The organism is Lysinibacillus sp. FSL M8-0216 (assembly GCF_038595555.1).
Classification (GTDB): domain Bacteria; phylum Bacillota; class Bacilli; order Bacillales_A; family Planococcaceae; genus Lysinibacillus; species Lysinibacillus fusiformis.
In genome coordinates, this window is record NZ_CP152007.1 from 3,654,656 (window position 1) to 3,674,700 (window position 20,045).

Here is a 20,045-nt window from a genome sequence, read left to right on the forward strand (position 1 = left end):
TGCGCTAGGCCATCCCTTTCAATCCTTAACGTTCTAAAAGCTGGAACATCATCATTGCCTTACCAACAAGTATTTGTTGATTATACACTTCAAAATCCATTTTCACAAACTTACGACTCATGTCTAATATTCGTGGCTTGACTGTAAGTGTACTTTCCATTTGTACTGGTTTAATAAAGTAAATGGTCATATTCTCGGCTACTGCATCTCCACGTTTTCGACGCTTTAATGCAAATGAACCCACTTCAGCTAATAGAGTCGTGAAAGCACCGTAAGAAATCGCCCCGTATTGATTCGTCATTTGCGGTGTAACTTTAAACTCCACAACGAGCTCTTCATCACCAAGTACCTTCATCTCATTTTTCACTAAATCATCAATAGTTTCACCATGCTGTGGCTGTCTTTGAGCTAGCTGTAATGCTTTAAGTACGTCCTGACGACTAATGACTCCTTGTAAAATATTATCATCATTTACGATTGGTAACAGATCAATACCTTCCCAAATCATACGATGCCCGGCTGAAGCAACACTCATCTTCATGGAGCCAGCAATTGGATTCTTCGTCATAACCTTTTCAACTAGCTCATTTTCTTCTCGACCAATAACGTCTTTTACAGTAATCATTCCGACAAGTTTATTTTGATGAGTGACAACTGGAAAAGCCCCATGTGTTGTGCGTTCATTCAACTTCTGGAAATGTCGGATAGTTTCATCATTTTTTAACGCTGCTGTGTCAGTCATAGGAACATAAATATCTTCAATAAATAAAATATCCTTTTTGATGAGCTGATCATAGATCGCTCGGTTAATCATCGTTGCTACAGTAAACGTATCATAGCTAGTTGAAATTATTGGTAAATCCAATGAATCTGCAAGCTGTTTATTGGCATCCGTTGTATCAAAACCACCTGTAATTAAAACAGCAGCACCTGCACGAAGGGCATTTTCATGGGCTTTAATACGATTCCCTACAATCAATAAGCTACCCGCATCTGTATAGCGCATCATGTCTTCTAATTGCATGGCCCCTATGACAAATTTCGTTAACGTTTTATGTAGACCAGATTTTCCACCTAAAACTTGACCATCTACTATATTGACAATTTCTGCAAAAGTTAAGCGTTCAATATTTTCTTTCTTTTTCTTTTCAATACGAATTGTTCCAACACGTTCAATTGAACTTACTAAGCGACGGTTTTCTGCTTCTTTTATAGCACGATATGCAGTCCCTTCACTCACTTGCATTTCCTTCGCAATTTGACGTACTGAAATTTTATCGCCCACTGGTAGTGACTCGATGTATTGTAAAATTTTCTCATGTTTTGTAGACAAAATATCACCTATTTCCTAAGCTTCAATTCTGCTCTTAGTGTACCATATTTTTTATAAAAATATTTAATATAAAGTGATCAAATTGTTTAAAAACCCCCACCATTTCAACTACCAGCGTGGTGTCAATTCATATAGTACAGCGTTATCAACGATTAGAAACAGTTTACTTTCTCACCAGCTTTTAAAATTTGAACCTCTGAAATTTGTACTAAATCAGCAAAAACCTGTGGATCTTGCTTGATAGGTGGGAATGTATTGTAATGAATAGGTACGACAATCTTAGGCTTTAAGAATGAAACTGCACATGCAGCGTCTTCTGGACCCATTGTAAAATTATCACCGATTGGTAGGAATGCTATATCTATTGGATGTCGTTCACCAATTAATTTCATATCACCAAATAGAGCTGTATCGCCTGCATGATAAATCGTTAACCCTTCAACAAATAGTAATATCCCTGCTGGCATACCCATATAAATAATTTCATTTGTATCTGTTACATAAGAAGAGCCATGGAAAGCTTGCGTAAACTTCACCTTTCCAAAATCGAATTCCTTAGCCCCTCCAATATGCATTGGATGTGTTTTTACTCCCTGCCAGGAAATCCAATTGGCTAATTCATTTGGAGCAATAACTAGCGCATCCTTTTTCTTCGCTAGTTCTACGGTGTCTCCAACATGATCATTATGACCATGTGTTAATAAAATAATATCTGGTGCTTCCTCAGCAACCTTTAAATCTGTTTGTCCATTACCGTTAATAAAAGGATCAATTAAAATTGTTTTCCCATTTGTTTGTATTTTGACAATAGAATGTCCATGATAGCTTATTTCCATCTTCATGTCCTCCTTGATTTATAAATGAAAACCCCTCCATTTTAATTCGCTACCCATGCGCTTTTTCCCTTTTTTTGATATGCTTGTACAGAGAATAATCGTATCACTTCTAACAATTTTATACGTTGTTAGATCACAATTATTCAGTGATAAAAAGGAACAGCTATTTTCTTTAGAAAGTCGAAGGTTCCTCATTAAAATTTCCCATGTACTAAAAAGGAGGACATATTTATGTCAAAGGTTGAAGAAATCCAAAGTTATTTGCAGCAAAATCACATTGATGCGGCATTTATCACTACACCTGACAATGTTTTTTACGTTTCAGGCTTTAAAAGTAATCCTCATGAGAGATTACTAGGTGTCATAATTTTTAAAGATGCTGAACCTTTTCTAATTTGTCCGCAAATGGAAATTCCAGATGCAAAAGCGGCTGGCTGGTCTTATGAGGTTATTGGCCACCAAGACACTGACAATTCGATGGAGGTCCTTGCACAAGCCATTACATCACGTGACATTCAACCAACTACGTTTGCCATTGAAAAGGCACAGCTCATTGTGGAACGCTTAGAGGCCCTACAGCAATCCTTCCCACAAGCAAATTTTGTACGTCTAGACGAAAAAATTAATGCAATGCGCGTAATTAAGGATGAAAGTGAATTAGACAAATTACGCAAAGCTGCAGAGTTAGCTGATTATGCTATTGAAATCGGTTGCAGGGAAATTGCTGAAGGTAAAACAGAAATGGAAATTTTGACAGCCATTGAAAATGCTATTCAAGATAAAGGTTGTAAAATGTCCTTTGAAACAATGGTACTGAGTGGACCAAAAACAGCCTCTCCTCATGGTCATCCAGGTGCACGAAAAATAGAAAAAGGGGATATGGTACTATTTGACCTTGGTGTCATTTACGATGGCTATTGCTCTGATATTACACGTACAGTTGCCTTTGGAGAGCCAAGTGAAGCACAAAAAGAAATTTATCATGCTGTGTTAGCAGCTAACCAAAATGCCGTTTCAGCTGTGAAACCTGGTGTCCGTGCTATGGACTTAGATAAAATCGCACGCGATACGATTACCGAAGCAGGATTTGGAGAATATTTCACACATCGTCTTGGACATGGTCTTGGCATTTCTGTACATGAATTCCCATCTGTTACAGGAACAAATGACATGACAATGGAAGAGGGCATGGTCTTTACGATTGAGCCTGGAATTTATAAATCAGATGTAACAGGTGTACGTATTGAGGATGATGTTGTTGTAACAAAAGATGGTGTGGAAGTATTAACAAAATTCCCGAAAGATTTAATCATTCTATAAGATAAAAAGGAAGCGTCCAAATACCTTCCTTCAGACTGTAGACAAACTCAAAAACTTTGAGAGTTTGCCTATAGTCTTTTTATTCCATTGAACTATGATCTTTACTAGAGAAATGTTTGGAAGAAAAATCACAAAATCCTTCGAGAGTGATTTTCTCGAAGGATTTTTTATTTTTACATCTAATTATTGAATAAGCTCATCCACATTTACATATGGAAGTCCTTGTGAATCTGCAACAGCTTTATATACTAGTTGTCCATCTAAAGTATTAACACCTTTTTTCAGTGCAACATTGTCTAGGCAAGCTTGTTTATAGCCTTTATTCGCAATTTGAAGTGCGTAAGGAATTGTATTATTTGTTAAAGCAATTGTTGATGTACGTGGTACTGCTCCAGGCATATTCGCAACTGCATAATGTACAACGCCGTGTTTTACGTATGTTGGATCATCATGTGTTGTGACACGATCTGAAGAAGCAAAAATACCGCCTTGGTCAATAGCTATATCCACTACTACAGAGCCTGCTTGCATTGATTGAATCATTTCTTCTGATACAAGCTTTGGTGCTTTTGCGCCTGGAATTAATACGGCACCAATTACTAAATCTGAAGTTTTTACAGATTCTGCAATGTTATAAGGATTAGAAATCAATGTTTGAACATCACGACCAAACATATCTTCTAATTGGCGTAAACGCTCAGGGCTTAAATCGATAACTGTTACGTCTGCTCCCATACCAACAGCGATTTTCGCAGCGTTAGTTCCCGCGATACCACCACCGATAACTGTTACTTTACCGCGTTGTACACCTGATACACCGCCAAGTAAAATACCTTTACCAGCATGATTTCTCTCTAAGAACTGTGCTCCGATTTGTGTAGCCATTTTACCTGCTACTTCACTCATCGGTGTTAATAATGGTAGTGAACCATTTGCTAATTGAACTGTTTCGTAGGCAATCCCTACAACTTTTTTATTTAAAAGTGCCTGAGTCAATTCAACTTCTGGCGCTAAGTGTAAGTAAGTGAATAAGATTTGACCTTCATAGAAGTAATCATACTCAGAAGCTACAGGCTCTTTTACCTTCATAATCATCTCTTGTGACCAAGCTTCTTTAGCCGTTTGCACAATATGGGCACCAGCTGCAATATAATCAGCATCCGTAAAGCTTGATCCTAAGCCTGCTCCAGTTTCAATGTACACCTCATGGCCTGCATGTGTTAAAGTAACAACTCCTGCTGGTGTCATTGCTACACGATTTTCATTGTTTTTAATTTCCTTTGGAATACCAATTTTCATAGTTTCCTATCCCCTTCCATTACGTAAAAAATCAGCATCATTTATGTAATTAAAAATTGATGCACCCCTTGCAATTCCATATTACCAAACAAATAAAAAAAAAGCTTTAATTAAAATAAATACAAATAAAATTTCTAACATTTTCAAAATACAAAATATTTAAACGGTGATTTTACAATTTAAATTATTATATTTATAAAATAAAAAGGAAAATTATAGTGATATATACTCCTCCATTTCGAAAGCCAAAATTACGTTTACACGTTGCTAATAGTGGGAATTAAGTAATTATATTTTCTTCATGAAATGCCTTCACTTTTTCATAATTTTTCTTCCGGAAAGTATTTCCTTTAGGAAATCATTTGGTATAATCAACATATACAAATCAGGGAGGTTTTTTAAATGGCTAATCATTATAAAAGCATTGTGGTTGCAGTAGACGGTTCTAAGGAAGCTGAATACGCTTTTCGTAAATCAATTGACGTGGCGAAGCGTAATGAGGGTTCTGTATTAAATTTAGTGAATGTTATTGATACACGTTCATTCGCTGCAATTGAAGCATACGACCGTTCCATTGCAGAACGTGCTCAAGCATTCTCTGAAGAACTATTAAATGGTTACAAAAAGCAAGCTGAAGATGAAGGTATCGCAAATGTTAACCTAATCATCGAATATGGTTCTCCAAAAAATATTATTACTAAAGAGCTTTCTAAAATTGTAGACGCAGATCTAATCATTTGTGGTGCAACAGGTCTAAATGCAGTAGAACGTTTCCTAATTGGTTCAGTATCTGAAGCAATTGTACGTTCAGCTAATTGTGACGTTCTTGTCATCCGCACACCTGAAAACTAATCAGCAATACATAAAAAGGTATCCTACTGTAGGATACCTTTTTGAATTCTATGAGCAATTACTTGCCCTCTTTCCACATTTTCACTTTTTCAAAGAATAAAGCAAGTGCCTGCTTATTTTGCATATTTGGTACTTTTGCTAAAAGCACTTCTTTAGGTGATTTACATTCCTTCGATTGCTTTTGCAAGATGACAATGCTCTTTTCTAATGATTTATTGGCAAACATGGAATCAGGTAGTTGAATAATCGCTTGAATCCAAGCATGCTTTTGAATGTATTTATGAAGTTGCTTAGACTGCTCTGAATCAAAAAGATGTGATGGCGCAAGGAAAAATAAGTAGCCACCTTCCTTTGTATAATTCATAGACTGCTCAATAAATAAATGGTGGGCATAGCTCATTCCCTCAGGCGCGCACAATTCATACTCAAGGGCAATTTCTTCATTTGGATAATAACCAACAGGTAAATCACATACTACTGCATCAACAGGATTTGCCAATAAATCTTGTAAGGCATCCTGACGATATAAAGAAATCGGTTGCTCTGTTAAATCAGCTGTAGCTGCAGCCAAACGTATAAGTAGCTCATCTACCTCTACACCAGTAGCCTCCACTTTACCATCTAATAAATTCATAACTGTTAGTAATAAATTTCCTGTTCCTACTGCTGGATCCATAATCGAAATTTTGTCATGCTCAAGACGTTCAGCAAAGATTTGTTCAACAAAATAGCCCACTAATAACCCTAACGTATCAGGCGTCATTTGATGGTTTGGTTGTGAACTTTTACGCATTCCTTTTAGAATGGTAATTTGAATAGACTTGCGAATATCCTCTTTTGTTGCATCCTTTTGTGAGAAATCCACTTCTCCATCAAGCCATGCCTCTAGCCCATCTAGTAACCCCTCTAACAAAGTTGTATTGTGTTCTTTTTCGATTTTTTCAGCATGCTCATTTAGCATACCAAATAATTTCTCGATGTTTTCCATAGATAACTTCCTTTCAAGCAGAAAAGAGCCGTGACAAACACTCGTCACAGCCCCTTTGTCTAGTATTATCTTAGCCTAAAAGCAGGCCATTATGCTAGTGCTTTAACAGCTTCAATAGCCGCTTCATAGTTTGGATGGTCTGTTGCCTCAGGTACATACTCAACATATGTTACTTTATTGTTTGCATCCACAACAAATACTGCACGTGTCAGAAGACGTAATTCTTGAATGTACACGCCATAAGCCTCACCAAATGAAAGGTCGCGGTGATCAGAAACCGTTTGAACGGCATCAATACCTGCTGCCCCACACCAACGTTTTTGAGCGAATGGAAGATCTACAGATACTGTATAAATCACTACATTATCGCCTAAGTTAGCTGCTTCTTCATTGAAACGACGTGTTTGCGCATCACATACACCAGTATCTAATGATGGTACTACACTAAATAAACGAATTTTCCCCTCGGAATCTTTTAATGTTACAGGTGAAAGGTCATTCGCTAATACTGTAAAATCTGGTGCAGAATCGCCCACCTTTACTTCATTACCTACTAGTGTCACTGGACCATTTTTAAATGTTACTTGTGCCATATAAACGCCTCCTAATCTTCATATGTACATAATATTACTAAATGAAGGGAATTAATTGCAACTAAGATAGCTTACTTTATTCTAAGTGTTAGCTAGTAATAGAAAAGACTGTCTCTTCATTTGAGACAGTCTCTTGTTTATTGTTCATTTTTTTCTTCTAGTTTTTCTAGCTCAGGTTTTCCCTCTTGTTCAATAGACACTATAAGCTCTTCCTTTTTCTCTATAGCAAGTGGCGCCAAGTTCTTTTCAATATAGACTTTCTCATGCACCACTGTTGTATCGGCAAAATAGTCATGCAACCCTTGATTGTCTGGCAAAATAACTACCAAAATATAGAGAGGCATCACAATATTATTAATAATACGCCCAATCCATTCACGGAATAACACATCTGACCAAGTAAGGTTATCATGCTTTAATGAAATTACACGTAACCCAAATACCATCTTCCCTAGCGTTTGACCAAAGAATTTCGTCATAAGGACAAAATAACTGTAATAAAGAATCGCCGATATAATGGAGATTGGAGCATACCAAACTGATTCTGATAAGGACCAGTCCATTAAATAAAAGATAGGGTTAATGAGTATGCCAACTACAGCAGATACAATAAATCCATCCAATAAAAATGCCCACAATCTGATCCAAAAGCCTGCCGTTTTTAATGTGTAGTTTTTTTGACTTGTTGAATCTTCCGTGCCATTGTTAAAAAAGCCATTTTCCATTGAGGGTGAACCTTGCATAACAACTTCATTGTTTGTCATTGAACTCCCTCCTTAATATTCACCGTATAAATACATCATTTTCGGTGCATTGTAATCCGTCATAATTTTCATTAGCATTTTTTCCTCTGCAGAAGGACCGAACATAGAGCCAATTTTCATTCCAACATAAGATTGCCATCCGCCCATATCATAGGCATATTCAAATAATGCAGCATCTTCTAGTCCAAAATCTGCGCGTAAGGCTGCAATGGCAGCTTCTTCGTCGCCAATTTCATCAACTAAACCGGCTTCAAGTGCTTTTGTACCGCCAAGGATACGTCCATCCGCCACTTTCTTCACATCAGCTTCTGACATATTACGTCCTTGTTCAACGATATCTACAAATTCTTCGTATGTTTCATTAATCATATCCTGCATCATCGCTCGTTCCTCTGGTGTCACATCACGCATTGGACTTAGCATATCCTTATGCTCGCCAGATTTAAACGTTTCGAATTTGACACCTACTTTTTCAGCCAATGCTTGATAATTAATAGATTGCATGATTACACCAATCGAGCCTGTAATTGTATCCCGATGGGCAAATATTTTATCTGCTGGAGCTGAAATATAATAGCCACCAGATGCTGCCATCGAATCCATCGATACATAAATTGGAATTTGTCGTTCTTCTTTAATTTTTAATAGCTTTTTATAAATTTCAGCAGATTCTTTTACCCCTCCACCCGGAGAGTTAACACTTAAAACAATTCCTTGAATCGTATCATCGTACAAAATATTATCCAATTGATCTAAGAAAAATTGATGATCATATGCAACAGGTTGCCATAGTGAACTTGATCCAATATCTTGGATTGTTCCATCTACCTTTAAATAGGCAATCCTTTTATCATAATTATCTCCTTCAATTACATTTTCATATACATCTAGGTTATTTCCTGCCATTAAACTGTCAAAATTACCTAGGAAATCTGCTTTAAATAGTGCAAAAATGGTATTAATCCCTAATGAAAACAGTAAAAGAACACCAGCCACTATTAATGCAACCCACCTTTTAACATTCATGTCTTTCCGCCTCCTTAACTCGTAATACGTATGACTTGCTCATTTGTTTCATTTTTTTGCAATAATATGCAAAAAGTTTTATTCTATTTATTTCCTCATAATACCTTACCTAAAAATAAAAAAAAAATCAAAGTTCATTTCTTTGCATGAACTTTGATTTTCGACATTATTTCCTAGGAAATGATTATTGTACAAGATGTTTTAATTCTTGTTGTCTTAATTCAACACGTCTAATTTTACCAGATGCAGTTTTGGGTAACTCAGTAACAAATTCAATAGCACGTGGGTATTTATAAGGTGCCGTTAATGATTTGACATGATTTTGAAGGCATTGAATAAGCTCTTGATTACAATTAACACCATTATGAAGGATAATGAATGCTTTAACGATGTTCCCGCGAACTTTATCGGGACTTGCAATGACAGCAACCTCTTTCACAGTCGGATGCTTCATCAGCGCATCCTCTACTTCAAAAGGTCCAATTGTGTAACCTGAGGAAATAATAACATCATCTCCGCGGCCTTCAAACCAAAAATAGCCGTCCGCATCTTTATAAGCTCGATCCCCTGTTATATACCAATCACCACGGAATTGTAAATTAGTACGTTCAGGATCATTTAAATATTTTTTAAAAAGTGCAGGTGTTTCTCGATGAACAGCAATATCACCTACTTCTCCTATAGCAACTGGCTCGCCAAAATCGTCTATAATGTCAACCGTATTGCCTGGCGTAGGTTTACCCATCGAACCAACTCTTGCGTCCATACCAACCATAGTCCCTACAAGAAGTGTATTCTCAGTCTGACCATAACCATCTCGCACTTGTAGATGGAAAGTGTCTGAGAATTTTTTAATGACATCACTGTTCAATGGCTCACCTGCTGAAACAGCTTGTCGAATTGAACTGATGTCATACTCCTGTAAATTTTCAAGTGCTGCCATAAAACGATATTCTGTCGGTGTGCAACATAAGACATTCATCTTAAATTTTTCAAGCAATGCTAAATATGTTGCTGCATCAAACTTTCCTTTATAAACAAATGCAGTGGCACCGCTGCCTAAAATCGCGAGAAACGGACTCCAAATCCATTTTTGCCATCCTGGTGCTGAAGTTGCCCATACAATATCATTTTCTTGTACTCCTAGCCAGTGTGGGGCTGTTGTCCGTAAATGTGCATAGCCCCAGCTATGAGTATGCACAGCAGCTTTCGGGTTACCTGTTGTGCCACTTGTGTAAGCTAAAAAGGCATGGTCTGTACTTTTTGTTGGTGTAGAACTTATGTAAGTTGTTGGTTGCTTTCGCATTTTGTCTACTAACGGCTGCCATGGTTCATGTGCATTACCGATAACAAATTGCTGTATATTTTGTAAATTCCCTACTTGATCAAATTGCTCAATATAAGGCTCAAAGGCTACAACAGCTTTAGCATCAGCATGATGAATACGATACTCAATATCTTTTGTTCTTAGCATTTCAGAGCTTGGAATGATTATTAAACCCGCTTTTAATGCAGCAATATAGACAATGTATGCTTCTACTGAGCGTGGTACCATCACTAAAATGACATCACCTTTAGTTAATCCACTTTTTGTAAAGACATGTGCCGCCTGATTCGCTCTTTCAAGTAAATGTGCGTAGGTGATAAATTGTACATCAGAATGCTCATGATAAATAATCAATGCATTTTTAGTTGAATCCTTTGCATATTTTTCAAATTCATCTGTTATGTTATACCATTCTGGTGCTACTAATTCTTGTCTATTCATGGCAAATGCCCCCTTTTGTTAAGACACATTATACTCCTTTTCTAGTATTTTCAATGGTTTACACTTGATTTAAGTAAAGTCATGACAACTATCATGCTTAGCTATATGGCATCAGTCACGTTTTGTCGATAGGAAAACTTGCTATTGAATACATATGAAAAGTATGGTACATTTTGGTCAACTATAAGCAAGATTGCAGGGGGACTCATAAAGAGTTGAGAAGGTAAAACCTGACCCTTTGAACCTGTTAGTTAATACTGACGTAGGGAGCAATGAACATCGTTTTTTCAGATGAAAGGCTCTTTTTCGTGCATTTTTACGTAAAAAGGGCCTTTTTTGCATGCTTACGTCCACCAATAAAGGAGGACTAAAATGATTTTTCAAACAATTCGTCAACAACAACCGCTTATTCACTGTATAACTAATTATGTCGTGGCTAATTTCCAAGCCAATGGTCTATTGGCATTAGGTGCCTCTCCTGTCATGGCTGATGATAGCCATGAGGTGGAGGAAATGGTCGCCATTGCAGACGCTCTTTTAATCAATATTGGTACACTAAATGACCGAACAAAAGAATCAATGCTGTTAGCAGGAAAAAAAGCAAATACCCTTGCCATTCCTGTTATATTAGATCCGGTTGGCGCAGGTGCCACAGTTTATCGCAAGGAAACCGTACACCTATTACTTTCAGCTATACAATTTGCAGTCATACGCTGTAACAAGGGTGAGCTTGCGGCATTAGCCAATGTAGAATGGCAACAAAAAGGTGTTGATAGTGGTGAGGGATTTATTGCCATAGAGACTGAGGCTACACTATTGGCTCAACGCTACAACTGTATAGTCATTGTTACAGGCAAACATGATTTTATGACAGACGGTGTGCAGAGCCAATGGATTACAGGTGGAAATTCACAAATGACTGAAGTAACGGGTACAGGCTGTTTACTTAGCGCTATATGTGGAGCAGCCTTCTCTTCAGGAGATGATCCGTATAGCCAATTAGCGGAAACACTGACATACTATAAAAAAGCAGCTGAGTTAGCATCCGCATTTACAGAGGATATCGGGGATATTCAAATTGCTTTGCTTAATGCCTTACATCGTCTTTCAAAGGAGGGTGAGGCATCATGCATATTGTAACGACAATTGCAGGCTCGGATAGTGGCGGTGGCGCTGGCATTCAGGCTGATTTAAAAACATTTCAGGAATTAGGGGTTTTTGGCACCTCCGTTATTACAGCATTAACTGCTCAAAACACAATTGGTGTAACAGGGGTTTTCCCAATTGACGTTGACTTTGTTGAAAAACAATTTCATGCATTACTTGAAGATTTTTCGATTGCTGCGATTAAAACAGGGATGCTTTATTCCTCGGAAATTATTCAAGGTATTGCACACATTATTGACGATTTAAAAATCCCACTAATTGTTGATCCCGTTATGATTGCAAAAGGTGGAGAAAGCTTACTGCAGCAAGAGGCTATCGAGGCCATGCGCATGTCTTTACTTCCTCTTGCTACAATTGTGACACCAAATATACCAGAAGCAGAGGCACTTACGGGAAGAAAAATAAATCATTTCTCGGATATGGAGGAAATTGCTCAATGCTTTTTCCAACTAGGTGTTCAATGTGTCATCATTAAAGGTGGGCATCTACCCAATTCGTTATATGCAATTGATTATGTATTTATAAAAAATGACAAATCATTTTCCATGCAGTCTCCTCGTATTTCGACGGAAAACACACATGGTACAGGTTGTACATTTTCAGCAGCTATCACGGCTTTCCTTGGTCAAGGTTTGTCCATTGAAAAAGCTATTATCGAAGCTAAAAAATTTATACAATTAGCCATTATGCACGATTTAGACATTGGTAATGGTCATGGGCCCACAAATCATTTTGCTTATCAGTTGCATAAAGGTGCCTGCGAGGTGAAATTACTTGAAACGTGAAGATTTACAGCTTTATTTTATTATGGGTACAAGCAATGTTTCCCAACAGGAACCTTTAGCTGTACTCGAACAAGCGCTGCGGGCTGGCATTACTATGTTTCAATTACGTGAAAAGGGTCCTAATGCATTAACAGGATTAGCTTATGAGCAATTTGCCCGCCAATGCCAAAAACGATGTCAACATTACCGTGTGCCGTTTATCATTAACGATGATGTGGATCTAGCAGTTCGACTTGGTGCAGATGGTGTTCATATTGGCCAAGATGATGAACAGATTGCCATTGCACGTAAAAAAATGGCAAACCGGCTCCTTGGCGTTTCTGTACATTCACAGGAAGAGCTACAAACGGCTATTGACCATCATGCGGACTATGTAGGAATTGGACCTATTTTTGCCACAACATCTAAAAGTGATGCACAACCACCATGTGGCACAATTTTTTTACAGCAAGCTTCCAAATTGCAGCCTAACTTTCCCATTGTAGCCATAGGTGGAATAAATTGGACAAACGCTAATGTTGTTTTGCAAGCTGGTGCTGACGGAGTTGCTGTTATTTCTGCTATCTGTGACAGTAAGGATATTGAACAAACAGTATCCATGTTTAAGTCTTTATCTCGCATAAAAAAATGATTGATAAACAAACTAAAACCAGTGCCTTTTACGGTCACTGGTTTTGAGTTTATAAATGCTTAGTTAGCATTTATTAGTTGTTGTTGTTTGGCATACCTTTTAATTGAGATTCTGCCATTTGTACAAGACGTTTAGTGATTTCACCACCAACGGAACCGTTAGCACGAGCTGAAGCGTCAGCCCCTAATTGAACACCAAATTCTTGTGCAATTTCGTATTTCATTTGATCAAGTGCTTGTTGTACACCAGGTACTGCAAGCTGGTTTGAACTGCGGTTGTTGTTTGAAGCCATGTTTCTCACCTCCTTGTGAATATAGAATGTGCGTTATTAGATTTTTAATACAAAAAAAATAAAGGTAAAATGTACCTCTATTGGCATTCGGCGAACTATACAAAAAAGCCGTCTCAAATAAGCTATTTGAGACGGCTTTTGAAATTTTGATTTATAAAAGATCAGCAAACTTATCTTGCTTTTGCTCTTCTTCTTTCTTAGGGAAAATATAGACCTCACGATTTTTGACCGCGCGTGCTATCAGTTCATCAAAATCAGAAAAGCTTTCGTAATGCTCAACCTTTTCGAGCTTAGGCTTTGTTTTAGGACTAGCAGGCGTAAAGATTGTACAGCAGTCCTCAAAAGGCTGAATAGATGTTTCATATGTGCCGATTTGTTCAGCTAACTCAATGATTTCTAATTTATCTGATGAAATTAACGGTCGTAAAATAGGTGTATTCGTTACTGCATTTATTGCTGTTAAGCTTTCAAGTGTTTGACTTGCTACTTGTCCAAGACTTTCTCCTGTGACAATCGCAAGAGCACCGATTTCTTCTCGCACTTGATCTGCAACTTTTAACATCATACGCCGAGTTGTTGTCATTGATACATTAGAAGGTACTTTTTCTTTAATCAGAACTTGTATTTCAGTAAAAGGAATAACATGTAATCGTATATTAGCTCCAAATTTCGTTAACTCATTTGCAAGCACTTTTACTTTTTCCAATGAATTTTCGCTTGTATAGGGCGGACTAAAAAAGTGAATGGCTTCTAAACGGACTCCGCGTTTCATCATTAAATAACCTGCAACTGGACTATCAATACCACCTGAAAGCATTAACAATGACTTCCCGTTTGATCCTACAGGCATTCCGCCTGCACCTGGAATGACTTGTGCCATCATATAGGTTGCATCATGGCGGACTTCTACACGTAACTCAATATCAGGTCGCTTCACTTTAACAGATAAATTATTAAATTGAGGTAAAACATATCCACCAATCTCCCGTTGAATCGCGTGTGATTCTAATGGGAAGGTTTTATCGGTACGTTTCACTTCCACTTTAAATGTATATGGCTTTTCTTTAAATGTCTCCATTATCGTAATCGCCAGTTTTTTCATACTTTCCATATCTTTTTCACATGCTGCAACCGGACTAAATGATTGAATACCAAAAATTTTAGGCAAACCTGTTACTAGTGTTTGCATTTGTTCTTCATTCTCTATCGCAATAAACATTCGATCACGTTCTGTACGAATATGGAGATGTCCTAAATCAGCAAATGCATGACGGATATTTTCACGTAAACGGCGGATAAAATCCATCTTGTTGCGACCTTTTGTAGAAAGTTCGCCATATCTAATTAAAATTTCTTTCCAAATCATTACTTTATTTCTCCTTTAAGCTCTAGCATTACTTCTGCTAATACTTGTTTAAACTTTTCAATATCTTCGACCGTGTTATGTGCACCAAAACTAATACGGATAACACCTTTTTTATAATGCTCATCTAGATGCAATGCTTCAACAACATGACTTGTTTTAGTTTGCTTCGAAGAACAAGCACTGGATGTAGATACAATAACGCCTCGTTTTTGCATCGCATTAATGATGACTTCTCCTTTTAAATCGCGAACACTGAAAGATATAATATGTGACGCTCCCTGCGGAGTCGATAAAATATGAATAGCTTCTCCATATTCGTGTAACTGTGCAAGTATTTCATCATGCCATTGACGATAATTTTTTGCATGGTCATTCATGGTTTCAACCGCCATCCGAGCTGCCTTAGATAAAGCGACAGCTTGTGGAACAGCAACAGTCCCACTACGCAATCCAAATTCTTGGCCGCCACCAAGTGCATATGGCTGCCATCTTATCGCTTTACGGAATGCTAATACACCAGAGCCTTTAAAGCCATGAATTTTATGACCTGAGATTGAAATACAATCCGGTCCCTCTTCACCCTTAAAGGATACAGCCAATTTTCCAAAGCTTTGTACAGCATCCACATGTAAGGCTGCCCGACTCATTTCATGGATTAATTTAGCAGCTTCCTCTATCGGTTGAATCGCACCCATTTCATTGTTTACATGCATCATACTTACTAAAATTGTATCTTTTCGTATTTTTGCACGAAGTTCATCCAACGAAATAACACCACGCTGATCAACATTTAAATATTCCACTTCAAAGCCCTCTTTTGAGAGCTGTTTAACAGTCTCTAAAACTGAAGGATGTTCTATTTCAGTCGTTAAAATATGCTTTCCTATATGTGTATTGCTACGTGCTATTCCAAAAATCGCCGCATTATTCGATTCCGTACCACCTGAAGTAAATAGCACATTTTTTGCTTCTGTTTGCAAAATATCTGCTACTTGCTCACGTGCACGCATTAATAAATCATTTGCTTCAACACCCATCGCATGGATAGATGCAGGATTGGCATAATACTGCTCATTCACAACCATAAACGCCTGTAGAACTTCTTTTAATGGTTTTGTTGTGGCACTATTATCCAAATAAATTGTCTCGTTCATTATATTTTCACACACTTTCAAAACGTTGATGTAACGGTTTTTATCATAACGCAATCTGTGGAGATTGACCACTAACTTTAACGATAATTCATATTTTAATCATTAGAAAGGATCGCTCTTACAATTTTTTTAACATCGTAATAAATTCCGTTGGCGTACTAAATTCAAGCTCTTTCACAAATCCTAATTTTTCATAAAGGAATATCGCTCGCTTATTGAATTGGGCAACTGTTAAACGAAGTGGCGTAGCGTATTCTTGCTGGATATTCTTGATGATGAATGAAAAGAATTTTGTACCAAAACCTTTTCCTGTTAGCGTTGGCTTCATGCCAATACCAATATCTATATACTCTTCTGAATAAGCGTTAAAATCATGTCCTTTTGGCACTTGGGCAGCTGACCCCGTGCAATAAAAACCGATTAACTCCTCTTGTTCATTCATAATGGCGAAGTAAGGATTGTCAAGAAATTCCCGCAAGGATTCCTCGGATAATTCATTATTATAAAAATCATAGGGCTCTTCGTATTGCCAACATATAATTTCCTGAGCATACTTTTCGTTCATATTTCGAATTAATAGTTCCACTCGTATCACATCCTTTACAAAATTTAAAAAGAAAGCTGTCTAAAAAGTAATTGCTATACTTTTTAGACAGCACAAATGTAGTTTTAATTTTTTGCCATAGACTGTTCTGCAACCATTTCTTGGATGCGCTTTAATGCACCTGGCTCCATTTCTTCCACTGCTGTCCCTGCTTCCTCTAATGCTTTGGAATAACGGAATTGATGGAATGCTTCCTCAGCCTCTTTTAAACGTGCATTTAATGTCGGATTAGATGCACGATGACGATTGCCATACTGAATAATGCGTTCAATAAGCATTACATTCTCTATTAATTCATGAGCTTTTGCTTTAACATCCTCTACACAAAGTGTCGCAGCATTTAAATTATTATGAACCGTTCCCATATTAAGCGGAACTTCCTGCAGACTTTGCATAACTACATATATATGCTCTGCCGCTTCATCAAGTCGTGCGTCCATCTCCTCTGGGACTCCTGGAATATTCGCCTTATTTAGGAGACGATCTGTATCTTGTAATATTTTCTTTAAGTTTTCGACTTGAGCACGGGCCTTATTTTCATCAATACGAAGTTTCTTCATTGTATTAGACAGATGACCTTGCTCTTCATGGATTCGTTCAAGCTCTTCACTTATTTCTATTAATTCCTCTTGCAAGCTTGAATACGCAGACTTTTCTTCTTTGACACGCATGGATAATAAATCATAACGACGTTGCAGTGCTTCCAATTGCTTTAATGCAGCTTTTGGAATTTCAGCATCCTTTTCGTTTAAGTGATAGCTTTGTTGTACATAGGTTGCCTCATCACTCACTGATTTTGTAGACGTTATAACGTTTGTGATTGAGCTTAATAAACGATCACAATTTTGATCCACATAATTTTTGGCAATAACCTCTTTTTCCAGTAAATCATAAAAATGATCGATTTCTTCATTTATTTCTGTTACACGAGGTTTAACAACCATTAAATTTAGCTCTGCTAGGTCATTTTTTAACGAAGTAAATTCTTTTTCATATTTATTTAATGCTTCCGCTAATTCTAAATGCTGCAGATAGTAAGATTGGTCTTCCATTTCCCGTTGACCATTACGCAATTCCTGAACTGCTCCTGGGAGCTTAACTTGTAATTCCGTCAAAATCGTTGGGACATCATTTATATATTCGAATGTCTGCTGTGATTCCTGATTTAGGCTAATTACAATTTCCCTTGCTTGCAAGTAATTACCTTCATTCGTCAGAACATCAAATTTTTCAAACTTCTCAACAAATTCCTCTAGCTTTTTCTCCAGTGCAGGTAATGCTACACCGAAGGAATGCTGGTGTGCTAGCAATGTTTTTCTCGCAGAACGGTAATATTCCTTTAACTGTTCAATTTCAATTCTATTTTTTTCTTCGCTGCCAATTAATTCATTTAATTCTTCTAAAATTTTATCTTTATCTTGGTCACATTTTTCGATATAGTCTTCGATTTCACGTTCAATTAATGTCGCTTTTTTAAAACGAAGTCGATTAATTTGATCTTCTGCATCAAATAAAAGTGAATCGATTTTAGTCATATGTACATCGATGACTTCATCCCAAATATTGCGCCATCGTTCAAACATTTCTTCCGTTTCACCGTTCATGTTCAAAGATTTTACTTTTGAAATTTCTTCATTTATAGGTTTATGTTGTATTTGTAATTTTTCATTTTCAAGTTTTGCAATAATTGCAACATGTTTTCTTCGCATCATAAATCCTACTATGGCTAAAATTAATAGTAGGATTATCGGAATGATGATATACTCCATCGTAAGCCTCCTATTCTACAATAAACGAATTGGCTAGTTGTATTTATTATATACTATGTTTTCGCCTTTTGTACTAAAATTTAAGTGATTTTCAGAAAACTGTATTTTTGCTATTGTAAAATATTAAAATAGCGGTCTATAGATCTAAAGGAGTGGTACATTTTGAAACGTGATGGGCATATACATAGTCCTTATTGTCCACATGGCAGTTCGGACACGTTCATTCAATATATTGAAAAAGCAATTTCTCATAATTTCACAGATATAACGTTTACAGAACACGCCCCATTACCAGACGGTTTTATTGATCCTACACCACAGCAAGATAGTGGGATGAAAGCCGGGTATCTTATGCCATATATTGAAGAATTACAATGCCTGCAAAAACAATATGCGAAAGATATTCACATTCGTATTGGGTTAGAAGTAGATTATATCAAAGGATTTGAACAAGAAACTCGTCATTTTCTTGATACATATGGACATTTTTTAGATGATGCCATCTTGTCAGTTCATTTTTTACAGTGGCAGGACACCTTTGAATGTATCGACTACTCTCCCGAATGCTTTATTGATTTCTCTAAGAAAGTTGGCTCTGTTGAACAGGTATATCATTTATATTATGATACAGTCCTACAATCTATAAAGGCAGATCTTGGTCCCTATAAACCAAAACGGATTGGACACCCATCACTTATTCATAAATTTCAGCTAGCACATCATGAGAAAATAAATGACGACACTCGAATTCACCAGGTTTTAGACATTATGAAGCAAGATGGCTATGAATTAGATGTAAATAGTGCTGGTTTAAGTAAGCCATTTTGTCAGGAGCCCTATCCACCATTTGCCTTTATCAATTATTGTCATGCTATTGAATTACCTTATGTATTTGGTTCAGATGCCCATAGCGTGGCTGATTTACATCAACATTATAATGTTATATTACCGATCTAAATAACTTTTAAACGAGGTGCATATATGTTTACACAAATTAATTATGAAGGATCTATTGCTGACCAATATCTTACACTATCTAAGCAATTAGATGCACTACTAACTGGCGAAACAGATCAGATTGCAAATTTAAGCAATGCTTCTGCCATTCTTAATCAATTTTTAACAAATATTAACTGGGTTGGCTTCTATCTCTTACAAGATGATGAGCTTGTACTTGGACCATTCCAAGGTCTGCCTGCCTGTGTTAGAATTCCGGTTGGCCGTGGAGTTTGTGGAACTGCAGTGGCAACAAAAGAAACGATTGTTGTCAAAGATGTACACGATTTCCCAGGACATATCGCCTGCGATGCTGCCTCCCAATCTGAAATTGTCATACCCTTAATGAAGCAAGGTGAGATTATTGGTGTACTTGATATCGATAGTCCTACTGTAAATCGCTTCTCTCAGGATGATCAAGATGGCTTAGAGCAATTTGTTCAAACATTACTGCTTCACATATAAGGTGTTAAAAAATTGCCCTGAAATGCATTGTCATTTC

General features: G+C 37.1%; 20 protein-coding genes and 1 riboswitch. Of the genes, 7 read left to right on the top strand and 13 right to left on the bottom strand.

Annotation, left to right across the window (positions count from 1 at the left end; all coding sequences use genetic code 11):
• Nucleotides 1-25 precede the first annotated feature (25 nt).
• The gene (locus tag MKX57_RS18075; RefSeq protein WP_008176826.1) at nucleotides 26-1,333 is read right to left on the bottom strand and encodes a DRTGG domain-containing protein; all 1,308 of its coding nucleotides are present in this window, start codon (nucleotides 1,331-1,333) and stop codon (nucleotides 26-28) included.
• A 152-nt stretch (nucleotides 1,334-1,485) separates the two neighbouring features.
• Nucleotides 1,486-2,169 (bottom strand): metal-dependent hydrolase, encoded by a 684-nt coding sequence (locus MKX57_RS18080; RefSeq protein ID WP_089985696.1) that lies wholly within the window; start codon nucleotides 2,167-2,169, stop codon nucleotides 1,486-1,488.
• A 231-nt stretch (nucleotides 2,170-2,400) separates the two neighbouring features.
• On the opposite strand from MKX57_RS18080, the gene MKX57_RS18085 reads away from it, so the two are divergent.
• Nucleotides 2,401-3,489, top strand: a complete 1,089-nt coding sequence (locus MKX57_RS18085) for a Xaa-Pro peptidase family protein (RefSeq protein WP_089985694.1) — start codon at nucleotides 2,401-2,403, stop codon at nucleotides 3,487-3,489.
• Nucleotides 3,490-3,672: 183 nt separating this feature from the next.
• On the opposite strand, the gene ald is transcribed toward MKX57_RS18085, so the two are convergent.
• Nucleotides 3,673-4,788 carry an alanine dehydrogenase gene (gene ald, locus MKX57_RS18090; RefSeq protein WP_008176820.1) on the bottom strand — a complete coding sequence of 372 codons (1,116 nt, stop codon included), beginning with the start codon at nucleotides 4,786-4,788 and terminating at the stop codon, nucleotides 3,673-3,675.
• 402 nt (nucleotides 4,789-5,190) lie between these two features.
• Between ald and MKX57_RS18095 the strand changes: the two genes are divergently transcribed.
• Nucleotides 5,191-5,640, top strand: a complete 450-nt coding sequence (locus MKX57_RS18095) for a universal stress protein (protein ID WP_008176818.1) — start codon at nucleotides 5,191-5,193, stop codon at nucleotides 5,638-5,640.
• Nucleotides 5,641-5,698: 58 nt separating this feature from the next.
• On the opposite strand, the gene MKX57_RS18100 is transcribed toward MKX57_RS18095, so the two are convergent.
• The 5 genes from MKX57_RS18100 to MKX57_RS18120 all read right to left on the bottom strand — a co-directional run bounded on the left by MKX57_RS18100 (nucleotide 5,699) and on the right by MKX57_RS18120 (nucleotide 10,779).
• A complete protein-coding gene (locus MKX57_RS18100) occupies nucleotides 5,699-6,628 on the bottom strand; it encodes a class I SAM-dependent methyltransferase (RefSeq protein ID WP_342530408.1) in 930 nt (309 codons plus the stop codon).
• A gap of 89 nt (nucleotides 6,629-6,717) precedes the next feature.
• Nucleotides 6,718-7,221, bottom strand: coding sequence for a thiol peroxidase (gene tpx / locus MKX57_RS18105; RefSeq protein ID WP_036119564.1), 504 nt, complete (start codon nucleotides 7,219-7,221; stop codon nucleotides 6,718-6,720).
• A gap of 137 nt (nucleotides 7,222-7,358) precedes the next feature.
• Nucleotides 7,359-7,985 carry an RDD family protein gene (locus MKX57_RS18110; protein WP_008176812.1) on the bottom strand — a complete coding sequence of 209 codons (627 nt, stop codon included), beginning with the start codon at nucleotides 7,983-7,985 and terminating at the stop codon, nucleotides 7,359-7,361.
• Between the two features lie 12 nt (nucleotides 7,986-7,997).
• Nucleotides 7,998-9,011 (bottom strand): signal peptide peptidase SppA, encoded by a 1,014-nt coding sequence (sppA, locus tag MKX57_RS18115; RefSeq protein ID WP_008176810.1) that lies wholly within the window; start codon nucleotides 9,009-9,011, stop codon nucleotides 7,998-8,000.
• 184 nt (nucleotides 9,012-9,195) lie between these two features.
• A complete protein-coding gene (locus tag MKX57_RS18120) occupies nucleotides 9,196-10,779 on the bottom strand; it encodes an acyl--CoA ligase (protein WP_342550511.1) in 1,584 nt (527 codons plus the stop codon).
• Between the two features lie 187 nt (nucleotides 10,780-10,966).
• Nucleotides 10,967-11,065, top strand: a riboswitch (TPP riboswitch).
• 86 nt (nucleotides 11,066-11,151) lie between these two features.
• Between MKX57_RS18120 and thiM the strand changes: the two genes are divergently transcribed.
• Genes thiM through thiE form a run of 3 tightly spaced genes read left to right on the top strand, consistent with a single transcriptional unit; the run spans nucleotide 11,152 to nucleotide 13,362 of the window.
• Nucleotides 11,152-11,919, top strand: a complete 768-nt coding sequence (gene thiM / locus MKX57_RS18125) for a hydroxyethylthiazole kinase (protein ID WP_008176807.1) — start codon at nucleotides 11,152-11,154, stop codon at nucleotides 11,917-11,919.
• Nucleotides 11,907-12,731 (top strand): bifunctional hydroxymethylpyrimidine kinase/phosphomethylpyrimidine kinase, encoded by an 825-nt coding sequence (gene thiD, locus MKX57_RS18130; protein WP_107922394.1) that lies wholly within the window; start codon nucleotides 11,907-11,909, stop codon nucleotides 12,729-12,731. Before thiM ends, thiD begins: the two co-directional genes overlap by 13 nt.
• Complete coding sequence (thiE, locus tag MKX57_RS18135) at nucleotides 12,721-13,362, top strand: thiamine phosphate synthase (protein ID WP_342550512.1); 642 nt, start codon at nucleotides 12,721-12,723, stop codon at nucleotides 13,360-13,362. The genes thiD and thiE overlap by 11 nt, the downstream gene beginning before the upstream one ends.
• A 73-nt stretch (nucleotides 13,363-13,435) precedes the next feature.
• Here the strand turns inward: thiE and MKX57_RS18140 are convergent, their stop codons facing one another.
• From MKX57_RS18140 to ezrA, 5 genes are all read right to left on the bottom strand, one after another.
• Nucleotides 13,436-13,654, bottom strand: a complete 219-nt coding sequence (locus tag MKX57_RS18140) for an alpha/beta-type small acid-soluble spore protein (protein ID WP_008176803.1) — start codon at nucleotides 13,652-13,654, stop codon at nucleotides 13,436-13,438.
• Nucleotides 13,655-13,805: 151 nt separating this feature from the next.
• Complete coding sequence (gene thiI / locus MKX57_RS18145) at nucleotides 13,806-15,020, bottom strand: tRNA uracil 4-sulfurtransferase ThiI (RefSeq protein WP_008176801.1); 1,215 nt, start codon at nucleotides 15,018-15,020, stop codon at nucleotides 13,806-13,808.
• Complete coding sequence (locus tag MKX57_RS18150) at nucleotides 15,020-16,174, bottom strand: cysteine desulfurase family protein (protein WP_008176799.1); 1,155 nt, start codon at nucleotides 16,172-16,174, stop codon at nucleotides 15,020-15,022. Before MKX57_RS18150 ends, thiI begins: the two co-directional genes overlap by 1 nt.
• Before the next feature lie 118 nt (nucleotides 16,175-16,292).
• Nucleotides 16,293-16,760, bottom strand: a complete 468-nt coding sequence (locus MKX57_RS18155) for a GNAT family N-acetyltransferase (protein WP_043990211.1) — start codon at nucleotides 16,758-16,760, stop codon at nucleotides 16,293-16,295.
• 83 nt (nucleotides 16,761-16,843) lie between these two features.
• Complete coding sequence (gene ezrA, locus MKX57_RS18160) at nucleotides 16,844-18,547, bottom strand: septation ring formation regulator EzrA (protein ID WP_008176795.1); 1,704 nt, start codon at nucleotides 18,545-18,547, stop codon at nucleotides 16,844-16,846.
• Nucleotides 18,548-18,709: 162 nt separating this feature from the next.
• On the opposite strand from ezrA, the gene hisJ reads away from it, so the two are divergent.
• The gene (gene hisJ / locus MKX57_RS18165) at nucleotides 18,710-19,504 is read left to right on the top strand and encodes a histidinol-phosphatase HisJ (protein ID WP_089985679.1); all 795 of its coding nucleotides are present in this window, start codon (nucleotides 18,710-18,712) and stop codon (nucleotides 19,502-19,504) included.
• 24 nt (nucleotides 19,505-19,528) lie between these two features.
• Entirely contained in the window at nucleotides 19,529-20,008 is a 480-nt protein-coding gene (locus MKX57_RS18170) for a GAF domain-containing protein (protein ID WP_008176791.1), read from the top strand.
• Nucleotides 20,009-20,045: the final 37 nt, after the last annotated feature.

Coding starts and splice junctions, on each gene's coding strand:
- MKX57_RS18080 (WP_089985696.1), bottom strand. CDS start 2,169: ATGGAAATAAGCTATCATGGACATTCTATTGTCAAAATACAAACAAAT.
- MKX57_RS18085 (WP_089985694.1), top strand. CDS start 2,401: ATGTCAAAGGTTGAAGAAATCCAAAGTTATTTGCAGCAAAATCACATT.
- ald (WP_008176820.1), bottom strand. CDS start 4,788: ATGAAAATTGGTATTCCAAAGGAAATTAAAAACAATGAAAATCGTGTA.
- MKX57_RS18095 (WP_008176818.1), top strand. CDS start 5,191: ATGGCTAATCATTATAAAAGCATTGTGGTTGCAGTAGACGGTTCTAAG.
- MKX57_RS18100 (WP_342530408.1), bottom strand. CDS start 6,628: ATGGAAAACATCGAGAAATTATTTGGTATGCTAAATGAGCATGCTGAA.
- tpx (WP_036119564.1), bottom strand. CDS start 7,221: ATGGCACAAGTAACATTTAAAAATGGTCCAGTGACACTAGTAGGTAAT.
- MKX57_RS18110 (WP_008176812.1), bottom strand. CDS start 7,985: ATGACAAACAATGAAGTTGTTATGCAAGGTTCACCCTCAATGGAAAAT.
- sppA (WP_008176810.1), bottom strand. CDS start 9,011: ATGAATGTTAAAAGGTGGGTTGCATTAATAGTGGCTGGTGTTCTTTTA.
- MKX57_RS18120 (WP_342550511.1), bottom strand. CDS start 10,779: ATGAATAGACAAGAATTAGTAGCACCAGAATGGTATAACATAACAGAT.
- thiM (WP_008176807.1), top strand. CDS start 11,152: ATGATTTTTCAAACAATTCGTCAACAACAACCGCTTATTCACTGTATA.
- thiD (WP_107922394.1), top strand. CDS start 11,907: ATGCATATTGTAACGACAATTGCAGGCTCGGATAGTGGCGGTGGCGCT.
- MKX57_RS18140 (WP_008176803.1), bottom strand. CDS start 13,654: ATGGCTTCAAACAACAACCGCAGTTCAAACCAGCTTGCAGTACCTGGT.
- thiI (WP_008176801.1), bottom strand. CDS start 15,020: ATGATTTGGAAAGAAATTTTAATTAGATATGGCGAACTTTCTACAAAA.
- MKX57_RS18150 (WP_008176799.1), bottom strand. CDS start 16,174: ATGAACGAGACAATTTATTTGGATAATAGTGCCACAACAAAACCATTA.
- ezrA (WP_008176795.1), bottom strand. CDS start 18,547: ATGGAGTATATCATCATTCCGATAATCCTACTATTAATTTTAGCCATA.
- MKX57_RS18170 (WP_008176791.1), top strand. CDS start 19,529: ATGTTTACACAAATTAATTATGAAGGATCTATTGCTGACCAATATCTT.